Origin of the sequence: Bacillus sp. MM2020_4, assembly GCF_011250555.1 — a bacterium.
Classification (GTDB): domain Bacteria; phylum Bacillota; class Bacilli; order Bacillales; family Cytobacillaceae; genus Neobacillus.
Map to the genome: position 1 here is coordinate 16,107 of NZ_JAANMZ010000053.1, position 12,944 is coordinate 29,050.

Consider the following 12,944-nt stretch of genomic DNA (forward strand, 5'->3'; position numbering starts at 1 on the left):
CTTATTATGAAATAGATCGTTTTTAAAGGGAGGGTCATGGTATGCTGGAACAACGCTACCGCTGGAAAAATAAACACTTACGCATGCATGTATCCGTTTTAGATGGGAAAACATCTCCATCCATATTATTGAAAAATGCCTTGTATTTAAATCAGACATTCCGGAAATGGATGAGAGCGAATATTTGGATTTATGAAGATCGAATTGTTTATGTTGGTGAAAACTTACCTCCAAATATGGAAACATGTGAAATCATTGATTGCACCAATGAGATCCTTGTCCCTGGATACATTGAACCGCATGCACATCCGTTTCAATTATATAATCCCCTGACATTGGCAGCCTATGCATCGCAATTTGGGACAACAACGCTGATTAATGATAACATGGCCTTGATTTTACACTTAAAAAAACGGGAAGCGTTTTCATTATTAAGAGATCTTCGTTCCATCCCTACCACAATGTTTTGGTGGTGCCGTTTTGATTCGCAAACAGAAATTTTGAATGAAGAAGAGATTTTTTCGCATAGTAATGTTAAAACATGGCTTGAGCATGATGCTGTCCTACAGGGCGGTGAGTTGACGGGCTGGCCAAAACTGCTTGATGGCGATGATATGATGCTTCATTGGATTCAGGAAGCCAAACGGATGCGCAAGAAGATCGAAGGCCACTTTCCTGGAGCATCGGAAAAGACGTTAGCGAAAATGATGCTGTTAGGTGCGGATTGTGATCATGAAGCGATGACAGGTGAAGAGGTTTACAATCGTTTAATGCAAGGATACATGGTGTCATTACGATACTCATCCATTCGTCCTGATTTGCCGCAGCTTCTGGACGATATGAAACGATTAGGGATTGAGGCATATGATCGATTACTATTCAATACAGATGGGTCCTCTTCTACTTTTTATGAGCAGGGTATGAACGATCAAATGATACGAATTGCCATTGAAAAAGGTGTCCCGATCATTGATGCGTATAATATGGCAACGGCCAATATCGCGAAATATTACAATATCGACCATATCCATGGGATGATTGCCACTGGACGCGTTGCAAATATTAACTTTTTATCAAGCATAGAAAATCCGACGCCGGTTTCCGTTTTGGCAAAAGGAAAGTGGGTAAAGCGTAATGGAGTCCAAGTGGAAGGTGCTTATACGGTGAATTCTTGGGATCAATACGGGCTTAAACCATTGGAGCTGGATTGGGATCTAACCACGGATGATTTACAATTTTCAATGCCATTTGGGATCAAAATGGAAAATTCCGTCATCACCAAACCGTATTCGATTGCTATTGATGCTTCGGTGGATGAATTACCGACCAGTCATGATGAATGCTTTTTCACCTTGATGGATCGAAATGGTAAGTGGAGAATCAATACGTTATTGAAAGGATTTGCCACCACCTTACCGGCATTGGCCAGTTCCTACTCCAATTCCGGCGACATTATTTTAATTGGAAAAAATAAGCAGGATATTGTTCATGCATTTAATAGAATGAAAGAGTTGGGCGGGGGCATTGTCATGGTAGAGAATGCCGAGGTGGTTTGCGAGGTGCCGTTAAATCTGAGCGGAATAATGTCAGAACTGCCAGTCGAAAAATTAATTAAACAAGAAAAAAAATTATTACTAGAGTTAAAAGAGAGGGGCTACAAATTTTCAGACCCAATTTATAGCCTTGCCTTCTTCTCTGCCACTCATTTGCCATACATTCGGATTACGCAGCAGGGAATGTACGATGTCATGAATAAAACAGTACTCTTTCCGTCAATAATGCGTTAAACTGTTAGTAAGTAAAGGGGTAAAGCATAAAAGTATTTTACAGCTTGGTGATGAAATTGAGGTGTTTATAAATATGAAAAAATGGGCGGTTGCCGCAGCAACTGTACTGTTACTGCTTTCAGGTTGTAGTAGTAAAGAGACTGTAAAACAAACAGAAAAGAAAGAAAAAGCGATCGATAAAGTTGTGGAAAAAGTTGAGGAGAAGAAAGAGAATCCATATTCCTTTCCATTAACGGGTATAGGATCTGAAGAAAAAACAGACGGTAGAGCAGTAGCTGCCATGATTAATAATGATCCGAAAGCTAGACCGCAATCGGGATTGCATAAAGCAGATATCGTATATGAACTCCTTGCCGAAGGTGATGTTACGCGCTTTATGGCTGTTTTTCAAAGTGAAAAGCCTGACAATATTGGGCCTGTAAGAAGTTCGAGAGCCTATTATATTGAACTCGCCAAAGGATTGGATGCTTTTTATATTGCTCATGGCTATAGTGAGGAAGCTCGGAAAATGCTCGATAGCAATTATGTCGACAATATAAATGGAATGGTCTACGATGGCACGTTATTTAAAAGGTCTAGCACACGTAAAGCGCCACATAATTCCTATATCACGTATGAAAATGTTTTAAAAGGCGCTGCCGAAAAGAAATATTCCATGGAAACTAGCCCGCCAAGTTTTACCTTTATGTCTGAAGAAGACAGTAAAAAGGTAACGGGATCCGATGCCAAATCAGTGGCGATTTCCTATTCAAGGAATGCATTTTCCAATGCATCTTACGAGTATGATGAATCACTTGGGAAATACAAGCGTTTTTCTGGTGGCGAGCAAACGGTTGATTTAGACACAAATGAACCAATTTTGCTGGATAATATTTTTATTATCGAAACACTTCATCAAGTAGTGGATGAAGTAGGGCATAAGAAAATTGATTTAAATTCAGGTGGAAAAGGGTACTTGTTACAAAAACGGAAGGTCAATGAAGTGGAGTGGGCGAATAAGAAGGGCAGAATTGTTCCTGTGAAAAATGGTGAAGAAGTGCCATTTGTGCAAGGAAAGACTTGGGTTAATGTCGTGCCAACAAGCCCTGGACTTCAAAAGAGCGTTTCTTTTAATGGGGAATAGATTTTAAACAATTAAAGGGGTAAAGGATATGCAAATTAATAAATTACGGGGAAAAGAACTTGACCAATTATTTAAAGCGGTTCTTTCATTAAAGGATCTTGAAGAATGCTATCGCTTTTTTGATGATTTATGTACCATCAATGAAATCCAATCGTTAGCACAGCGCTTAGACGTGGCAAGAATGCTGCGTGATGGAAATACGTATCATAAAATTGAAACAGAGACAGGGGCAAGCACAGCCACGATTTCTCGTGTCAAACGCTGTTTAAACTTTGGAAATGATACGTATGAAATGGTATTAGAACGCGTTAAAGAAGAAAATAGCAAGGCGGAAGAAGAATAAAAGAGCAGTTTATCGCAATCTAACCGAAGAGGTAACTCTTCGGTTTTTCGCTTTGAATAAAAAAGTAAAAATTTCGACTCTGAGAAATGTCCAGCTCCAGGCGCCATCGGCTCGAGATCACAATCCAATGGGTAACATTTCTAAAATTTGAATTACTGTTTCCTTTTTTTATCGTTTCTCCAAATGCTATAATGGTGAAATGGATAGAAGAAGGGGAGGACCACGGATGTATGATTTTCGCGAGTGGCGGCATGTGTTTAAACTCGATCCAAATAAAGAAATAACAGACAATCAATTAGAAAAAATCTGTGAATCAGGTACAGATGCAGTAATGGTAGGAGGGACGGACGGGGTGACACTCGAAAATGTCCTTGATTTAATGGCAAGAGTCCGCCGCTATACGGTCCCCTGTGTCCTTGAAGTGTCAAGCATTGAGACTGTTACACCCGGTTTTGACCTTTATTTTATCCCAACGATCTTAAATAGCAGTGATACGAGGTGGATTACTGGGCTTCACCATCAGGCTGTAAAGGAATTTGGCGAAATCATGGATTGGGAAGAATTCGCCATGGAGGGGTATTGCATTTTAAATGAGGATTGCAAGGTGGCACAGCTGACTAGTGCCGATGCAAACTTAACAACTGATGATGTTAAGGCCTACGCGATGATGGCTGAAAAAATGTTTCAGCTGCCAATTTTTTATTTAGAATATAGCGGTAAATACGGAGATCCCAAAGTTGTAGCCGATGTGAAAAAGGTGCTTGAAAAAACAACCCTGTTTTATGGCGGTGGTATCGCCACGATGGAACAGGCTGTAGAAATGGCCAAGCATGCCGATGTAATCGTCGTCGGAAATGCCATATATGAAGATTTTGAACAAGCACTAGAAACGGTAAAATCAGTTAAATAGAATTTGCTTTAGCACGATCAGAGCGCTACAATAAAATAAGAACAAATGTTTGTAAATGGTGGTGGAAGAAATGCAATTTTTAACAGACAAGCTTTTGAACGGACTGAATCCGGAGCAGCAAAACGCTGTTAAAGCGACAGACGGCCCACTTTTACTAATGGCAGGCGCTGGAAGTGGAAAAACAAGAGTATTAACGCATCGGATTGCCTATTTAATTGTTGAAAAACGTGTAAACCCCTATAATATATTGGCGATTACGTTTACCAACAAGGCCGCTCGCGAAATGAAGGAACGGATTAGAAAAATGATGGGCGGAGCAGCAGAGGAAATTTGGATTTCCACTTTCCACTCAATGTGCGTCCGGATTTTACGCCGCGACATCGACCGGATGGGCTTTAGCCGAAATTTTACAATTCTTGATACAACCGACCAACAATCGGTGATAAAAGGAATCCTTAAAGACAAAAATATCGACCCGAAAAAGTTTGATCCACGGGCAATCTTAGGATCCATCAGCTCGGCTAAAAATGAACTCATCGATCCGGAAGAATATGCGAAAGTGTCTGGCGGTTATTTTGAACAAACCGTTAGTGAAGTGTATACAGAATACCAAAAGCGTTTACGGAAAAACCAAGCGCTCGATTTCGATGACTTAATCATGATGACCATTCAATTGTTTCAAAGAGTGCCGGAAGTACTAGAAAATTATCAGCGTAAATTTCAATATATTCATGTTGATGAGTATCAGGATACGAACAGAGCACAATATATGCTGGTGAAGATGTTAGCTATGCGTTTTCAAAACCTTTGCGTTGTCGGGGATTCCGATCAGTCCATTTACAAGTGGCGCGGAGCGGATATCGCCAATATTCTTTCGTTTGAAAAAGACTATCCGCGGGCAACGGTGATTCTTCTAGAGCAGAATTATCGCTCCACTAAAAAGATTCTTCTTGCGGCCAATAAAGTAATCGAAAACAACATGAACCGTAAGGCGAAAAATCTGTGGACGGAAAACCCTGAAGGAAATAAACTAGTTTACTATCGTGCTGACAGTGAGCAAGGCGAGGCGCAATTTGTTGCTGGGAAAATTAAAGAGTTAACGCGAGATGGTAAAAAGCTTTCAGATATCGCGATTCTTTATCGTACAAATGCCCAGTCCCGTGTCATGGAGGAAGTATTACTTAAATCAAATATTGAATATGCCATCGTCGGCGGGATTAAGTTCTACGACAGAAAAGAAATCAAGGATATGCTTGGGTACTTACGGTTGATTTCCAATCCGGATGATGATATCAGCTTGCAGCGAGTGATTAATGTTCCAAAACGGGGAATTGGCTCAACCTCGGTTGATAAAATTGCCAATTTCGCAGCGATGCACGATATTTCGCTCTATCAGGCCTTGGACTCAGTTGAATTAATCGGACTAAGTCCGAAAATAACGAAGGCAGCACGTGAATTCCATGATTTAATTCGTAATTATACCAATATGCAAGAATTCCTTTCCGTCACTGAATTAGTAGAGGAAGTTCTCGAAAAGTCGGGCTATCGGGAGATGCTCAAGGCGGAAAAATCACTTGAAGCTCAAAGCCGCTTAGAAAACCTTGAGGAATTTTTATCGGTAACGAAAAACTTTGAAGAAGCCAATGAAGATAAAAGCCTCGTAGCCTTTTTAACAGATTTGGCACTTGTTGCGGATATTGATTCCCTCGATGATGAGGGGGAAAAGGTCGATTCTATTACCTTAATGACCTTGCACTCAGCAAAAGGCTTGGAATTTCCGGTTGTTTTCTTAATCGGCTTGGAAGAAGGGGTCTTCCCTCACAGCCGTTCACTTATGGAAGAGGCAGAGATGGAAGAAGAACGCCGCCTTGCCTATGTGGGAATTACAAGAGCAGAGCAAAGCTTATTTATCACGAATGCTCAAATGAGAACATTGTTCGGTAGGACCAATATGAACCCGGCTTCCAGGTTTATTGCTGAAATACCGGAAGACCTAATTGAGGGTGTGGAACCAGAAAAACGGATGAGTACGCCATTTGGTTCCGGAGGCAGAAGATCATTTGGTTCACCGAATAGCTCATTTGCTTCCCCTAAAAGTTCTTTCAGCACGCCAGCAACCCCAAGAAAGCCGGTCATGAGGCCTGTTTCAGCTTCCTCCGGTGGCGAAGAAGTCGGCTGGAAGGTCGGCGACAAAGCGGAACATGGAAAATGGGGTATTGGCACAGTTGTAAGTGTGAAAGGTCAAGGGGAAGGAATCGAGCTGGATATTGCTTTTCCGAGCCCTGTTGGCATCAAGCGCCTACTGGCGAAGTTCGCACCAATTAATAAAGCATAAAATTAGGGGTAGAGTCTATATTGCCTGTTAATACGGGTGATATAGTGCTTTCCTAAGTTAGAATTACCTAATGAAAGGGCTGAATATATGGACCTTCAATTGGCTGAACAGAAAATCAATGAAATCAGAAACCTATTACATCAATATGGCTATGAATATTATGTGCTAGACACACCGACTGTACCGGATGCGGAATACGACAGACTTATGCAGGAACTCTTGGTACTTGAGGAAAAGTTCCCTGAGTTAAAAACACCTGATTCTCCTTCCATCCGCGTTGGTGGTGCGGTGCTTGATCTATTTGAAAAAGTGGAACATCGTACCCCGATGTTAAGTTTGGGCAATGCCTTTAATGAACAAGATTTACGAGATTTTGACCGCAGGGTGCGTCAGGCAGCAGGGGATGACGTTTTGTATGTTTGTGAGTTAAAAATCGATGGCCTTGCTGTTTCTTTACGGTATGAAGATGGTTTATTTGTTCAAGGGGCAACTCGCGGTGACGGAACGATCGGTGAAGATATTACCGCAAATGTAAAAACGATTAAATCCATTCCGCTTCGCTTACGAGAAAATGTGTCTTTAGAGGTTCGCGGTGAGGCCTATATGCCAAAACGTTCGTTCGAAACGTTGAATAAAGCGAGAGAAGAGCGCGGTGAGGAGTTGTTTGCCAATCCTAGAAATGCGGCCGCCGGGTCGCTTAGGCAGCTTGATCCGAAAATTGCCGCATCAAGAAAGCTGGATGTCTTTTTATATGGGATAGGCAATACAGGAGCGAGTGGCGTTATCTCCCAAAGTGAAGGTCTTAATTACTTAGATCATCTCGGCTTTAAAACAAATAAAGAACGGAAAACTTGTGCAACGATTGACGATGTGATTTCGTATGTGAATGGCTGGGTTGAAAAGCGTCCGCATCTTCCTTATGAGATTGATGGAATTGTCATCAAAGTCGATTCTCTACAGCAGCAAGCAGAGCTCGGTACAACGGCCAAAAGCCCGCGCTGGGCAATTGCGTATAAGTTTCCTGCGGAAGAAGTAATCACAACTCTTTTAGATATTGAATTGAGTGTTGGCAGAACTGGCGTGATTACGCCAACAGCGCTGCTCGAACCGGTTAAAGTTGCCGGGACAACCGTACAGCGTGCATCCTTGCATAATGAGGATTTAATCCGGGAAAAGGATATTAAAATTGGTGATAAGGTCGTGGTTAAAAAGGCAGGCGATATCATTCCGGAGGTCGTGAATGTTCTTCTTGATCAACGAACAGGTGACGAAGTGGATTTCTACATGCCAACCCACTGTCCTGAATGTGAAAGTGAGCTTGTCCGCCTTGAAGGTGAAGTAGCACTACGCTGCATTAATCCGAAATGTCCGGCGCAAATTCGTGAAGGCCTGATTCATTTTGTTTCGCGTGATGCCATGAACATTGATGGCCTTGGGGAAAAGGTCATTAGCCAGCTCTTTGCTGAAAAGTTAATCCATGATGTCGCTGATATTTATAAGCTTACACGTGAACAGTTGTTAGCCCTTGAAAGAATGGGGGAAAAGTCCGTCACCAATCTATTAAATGCAATTGAAACATCAAAAGGAAATTCTCTTGAAAAACTGCTATTTGGTCTTGGTATTCGTCATGTTGGCGCGAAGGCGGCAAAAACGCTTGCGCAAGCATTTTTGACAATGGAAAAGCTAGCCGCAGCCACAAAAGAGGATCTAATTGCGATCAATGAAATCGGTGATAAGATGGCTGATTCCATCGTTGCTTTTTTTGAACAAGAGGAAGCGATGGAGCTTTTAAAAGAATTGGTTACTGCTGGAGTTAATATGGAGTATAAGGGGGCGAAACCTGTCTCCGTCGCTGAATCCGACTCTATCTTTGCCGGGAAAACGGTAGTCCTTACAGGAAAGCTTGAGCAACTATCGCGGACTGAAGCGAAGGAAAAAATTGAAGCACTAGGCGGAAATGTTGCTGGCAGTGTTAGTAAAAAAACACATCTCGTCATCGCGGGAGAAGATGCGGGTTCGAAGTTAACGAAAGCGCAAGAACTGGGTATTGAAGTGTGGGACGAGGAGAAGCTTTTAGTAGAACTAAATAAATAAGAGGTGGATCGACGTGAGAAAATTCTCATTGCTCGCTCTCTCCCTTGTCTTTTTGCTGAGTGCCTGTGCACCAAACTTTCAAAAGCAAAATGAAGCTGTTCAAACAAAGGAGAAAGCGAAAGGAAAGGCGATTATTCCTAAATATAATATATCGGACAACTATTACCGAACGGTTCTGCCATTTCAACCAGGGGAAGCGCGTGGATTGGTCGTCAATAATATCAATACACGGTATGATTTAAATGAATTTGAAATGGGTTTAATGCGAATCGCTCAGAATAGCTTCGATACCGACAAGTACTTTTTTCGGGAAGGTCAAGAAATTAAAGCAAAGACCGTTAGGCTGTGGCTAAACCGCAAATATACAGATGAACAGCTTAAGGCAAAAAATATCAAGTCTGAAGATAATATCGGACTAAACCCGGTTGATAACAGTGCGACGGGTGCTGATCCCTCAAGCCCCATTTATCTAGCGCATATTTTAGAACATGACTATCTGACTAAAGATGATAAAGGGGATAATGTTAAACTTGCAGGTGTTACCTTAGGACTTGCCATGAACTCTATCTATTATTATAAATTAACGCCTGATGGTGATACGTTTGAGAAGAAGATTGAGTTTGCTGACATGGAAAGGGAAGGGAAGAAAATAGCCGAAGAAGTGGTCAAACGGGCACGTGCAACGAAAACGTTGAAGGATGTTCCGATTACGGTTGCTTTATTTGAACAAGAAAGTAAATCCTCCGTGACACCTGGCCATTTCTTTGCCTACACCACTGTTGATCAAGGGAGCACCAGTTTAAATGGCTGGGAAAAGGTAGATGAGAAATACTATTTATTCCCGTCAACCGAAGCGCAAAATGATCACCGTGATGATACAATTGCTTTCTTAAACTTTAAACAGGACGTGGAAGAATATTTTCCAAACTTTAATGGGGTCATCGGTAGAGCCTTTTACGTTGGCGATCAGCTGCAGGACTTAAATATTACTATTCCGATTCAATTCTATGGGAAAATGGAAGGGATTGGGTTTACGCAATATGTGACAGGGTTAGTATTGCAGCATTTTCCAAAATATCTTTCTGTTTCCGTAAGTGTTACCTCAGTCGACGGGCCGGAAGCATTGATTGTGCGAAAGGCAAATGAAGAGGAACCGTTCGTTCATATTTACCAATAAGATCCAGTGAACGTGCTGGGTCTTTTCTTAATTGTCTAGCTCCAGCGCCCTAGCGGCTAGTGTCCTTCGCTCTCCGCCCTACGATAAGTCAACATCGAATCGCCTTCGGCTCTTCGTGTTTCCTTTATCTCAGTTGGAGTGCTCCAGGCCATACGCCGCTGACCAGGGCGCTTACGCTTTTCTATTTGATACTATGCAGTGAATCATGTAGAATGAGTTTTGGGTGTAAACGTTTTAATACATATGTAGGAGGGGTTTAGAAATGATACAACCTTACAAGCATGAACCATTTACCGATTTTACAATTGAGGAAAACCGTCAGGCCTACCTTAAAGCTTTAGAAACAGTGGAAGGTTACTTAGGTCAGGATTACGACCTTGTGATCGGCGGGGAACGAATTACAACGGAAGATAAGATCGTCTCTTATAATCCATCAAATAAAGAAGAAGTAATTGGCCGTGTTTCCAAAGCGAACCAAGAGCTTGCTGAAAAAGCGATGCAGGCTGCGGTAGAAGCTTTTAAAACATGGAAGAAAACAAAACCAGAGGTTAGGGCGGATGTTCTTTTTAAAGCGGCTGCCATCGTTCGCCGCCGTAAACACGAGTTTTCAGCGCTAATGACAAAAGAAGCAGGTAAGCCATGGAGAGAAGCAGATGCAGATACTGCTGAAGGCATAGACTTTCTTGAATATTATGGCCGCCAAATGCTGGCGTTAAAAGATGGTGTACCCGTAAATAGCCGTCCAAATGAATTTAATCGTTATGACTATATTCCACTAGGCGTGGGCATTATTATTTCACCATGGAACTTCCCGTTTGCTATCATGGCAGGAACAACGGTAGCAGCAATCGTGTCCGGAAATACGGTATTATTAAAACCAGCTTCTACCACTCCGATTATTGCTGCAAAGTTTGTTGAAGTTATGGAAGAAGCAGGTCTTCCTAAAGGCGTGTTGAACTTTGTACCAGGCAGCGGATCTGAAGTAGGCGATTATTTAGTTGACCATAAGGATACTCGTTTCATCAGCTTTACAGGCTCACGTGATGTTGGTCTTCGTATTTTCGACCGTTCTTCAAAGGTGAACAAAGGCCAAGTTTGGATGAAGCGCCTGATTGCTGAAATGGGCGGGAAAGATACAATTGTCGTGGACAGTGAAGCAGATCTTGAACTTGCGGCACAATCTATCGTTGCCGGTGCATTTGGCTTTTCTGGTCAAAAATGTTCTGCTTGCTCTCGTGCCGTTATTGTTGAAGATGTCTATGATCAAGTATTGAACCGTGCGGTGGAATTAACTCAACATTTAACAGTGGGTGACCCAACCGACCAAGGTACATTCATGGGGCCGGTTAATGACAATAATGCGTTCAAAAAGATTATGGAGTACGTTGAGATTGGTAAGCAAGAAGGTAAATTGATGGCAGGCGGCGAAGGTGATAATTCCAAAGGCTATTTCATCCAACCAACTATTATTGCTGACCTTTCTCCTACAGCTCGTATTATGCAGGAAGAGATCTTTGGTCCTGTTGTTGGATTCACAAAGGCGAAGGATTTCACGGAAGCAATCGAAATCGCTAACAACACAGAGTATGGTTTAACAGGTGCAGTGATCACAAATAACCGTGCGCACCAAGAGCAAGCACGTGAAGATTTCCATGTTGGAAACCTATATTTCAATCGTTCTTGTACAGGAGCCATCGTTGGTTACCAGCCATTCGGAGGTTTCAATATGTCTGGTACCGACTCAAAAGCAGGCGGTCCAGATTACTTATTGCTTCATATGCAAGCGAAGACCACTTCTGAAATGTATTAAGTTGAAGAAATAATACGAATAACAGCAAAAAAGCCTTCATCCCTTAAAAGTGGGATAGAAGGCTTTTTTTATTCTAATGAGGTTGTAATAATGTATATTAAGTATTAATATAATTAATATAAGTTGTATTATTATGAGTTAAGGGTGAGTTGAGATTAAAAATGAACCTCTGTATCAACAAATCAAAAATAAAATCAAAGAGCAAATTCAATCGGGTAATCTACGAGTGGGTGACCGTGTTCCCTCGGAAAAGGAATTAACCGAAAAATTTCATGTTAGTCAGATTACTACTAAAAATGCACTAGTCGGCCTCGCTGAAGAAGGGATAGTTGAAAGAATTAAAGGGAGAGGAACCTTTGTTTGTGAAAGTGACCTTACGGCTTCAATCAGACCAACGTATGAGCAGGAAGGGTTAATAGGTCTTATTCTTCCAAGTATGAAAACAAAAATTGAACAAGAATTTGTCAATTATATTGAGAAATACGTCTCAAAGAATGGTCATCATCTTATTATAAAGATCACAAGAGAGTCTCAGTTTGAAGAAGCAGATGCAATTGAGATGTTTAGAAAAATGGACGTTAAGGGAATGATTATTTTCCCTACAGAAAAAGAAACATACAATGATGCGGTACTAAGACTTTCACTTGATAAATTTCCATTTGTATTAATTGATAGGTATATGGAGAATATTTTAACGTATAGCGTGACATCTGAAAATAAAGCAGGGACTCAAGAAGCTATTTCGTACCTATTAAATAAAGGTCATAAGCATATAGGGCTTATTTCCCCAATCATCACTAATACAGTGACTGACGAGAGGGCTAAGGGGTTTGAACATGCCTTTTTAAAACGGGGAACGACCATTAATAAGAATCTTTGGCTAACACTTGGTTTCAATGATATTTCTCAGCATAAAACCCCCAAACTCATTAAAGAATTTCTAATCAGTAAACCTGAAATGACAGCTATTTTTACTATGAATGCAGAATTAGCGGCATATACGCATTTAGCGATAAGTTCTTTAAAGAGCGAGGCATGTCAGGAAATCGAATTACTAACCTTTGATTCACCTGGTATATCTGGAGTTACGTTTATTAAGCAGGATATCGAAGAATGTAGTAAAAAAACAGTTGATTTGCTGTTAGAACAAATAGAAGGTATTTACGAACCGAAAAGAATGTATGTCCCTGTTGAACTTAAAATTAGTGAGAATGAATTGTTGAAAATGATTCCAACATAGCTCTAAATACAATAAAATCACTCAGAACCCAAACGTAGGCATGATCCTCGTTTGGGTTTTGTTTTTATAAAAGTATGGTGAGCAGATATAAATAAATTACTTTTTTGTTGAAAAGTATATTTTAT

At 41.1% G+C, this 12,944-nt stretch carries 9 protein-coding genes; all 9 read left to right on the forward strand.

Annotated elements, in window-relative coordinates:
- The first annotated feature begins 41 nt into the window (after positions 1 to 41).
- Complete coding sequence (locus G6554_RS22055; RefSeq protein WP_166245896.1) at positions 42 to 1,787, forward strand: adenine deaminase C-terminal domain-containing protein; 1,746 nt, start codon at positions 42 to 44, stop codon at positions 1,785 to 1,787.
- 73 nt (positions 1,788 to 1,860) lie between these two features.
- Entirely contained in the window at positions 1,861 to 2,910 is a 1,050-nt protein-coding gene (locus G6554_RS22060; RefSeq protein ID WP_166245898.1) for a DUF3048 domain-containing protein, read from the forward strand.
- A gap of 28 nt (positions 2,911 to 2,938) precedes the next feature.
- The gene (locus G6554_RS22065; RefSeq protein WP_166245900.1) at positions 2,939 to 3,253 is read left to right on the forward strand and encodes a YerC/YecD family TrpR-related protein; all 315 of its coding nucleotides are present in this window, start codon (positions 2,939 to 2,941) and stop codon (positions 3,251 to 3,253) included.
- A gap of 226 nt (positions 3,254 to 3,479) precedes the next feature.
- On the forward strand, positions 3,480 to 4,163 hold the full coding sequence (gene pcrB, locus G6554_RS22070; protein WP_166245902.1) for a heptaprenylglyceryl phosphate synthase: 684 nt from the start codon (positions 3,480 to 3,482) through the stop codon (positions 4,161 to 4,163).
- Positions 4,164 to 4,233: 70 nt separating this feature from the next.
- Positions 4,234 to 6,498: a DNA helicase PcrA gene (gene pcrA / locus G6554_RS22075; RefSeq protein ID WP_166245904.1), complete on the forward strand. Its 2,265-nt coding sequence runs from the start codon at positions 4,234 to 4,236 to the stop codon at positions 6,496 to 6,498.
- Between the two features lie 87 nt (positions 6,499 to 6,585).
- On the forward strand, positions 6,586 to 8,592 hold the full coding sequence (gene ligA, locus G6554_RS22080; RefSeq protein WP_166245906.1) for an NAD-dependent DNA ligase LigA: 2,007 nt from the start codon (positions 6,586 to 6,588) through the stop codon (positions 8,590 to 8,592).
- Positions 8,593 to 8,605: 13 nt separating this feature from the next.
- Complete coding sequence (locus G6554_RS22085) at positions 8,606 to 9,769, forward strand: CamS family sex pheromone protein (protein WP_166245908.1); 1,164 nt, start codon at positions 8,606 to 8,608, stop codon at positions 9,767 to 9,769.
- Positions 9,770 to 10,031: 262 nt separating this feature from the next.
- Complete coding sequence (gene pruA, locus G6554_RS22090; RefSeq protein ID WP_166245910.1) at positions 10,032 to 11,579, forward strand: L-glutamate gamma-semialdehyde dehydrogenase; 1,548 nt, start codon at positions 10,032 to 10,034, stop codon at positions 11,577 to 11,579.
- Between the two features lie 181 nt (positions 11,580 to 11,760).
- Entirely contained in the window at positions 11,761 to 12,819 is a 1,059-nt protein-coding gene (locus G6554_RS22095) for a GntR family transcriptional regulator (RefSeq protein ID WP_347564337.1), read from the forward strand.
- Positions 12,820 to 12,944: the final 125 nt, after the last annotated feature.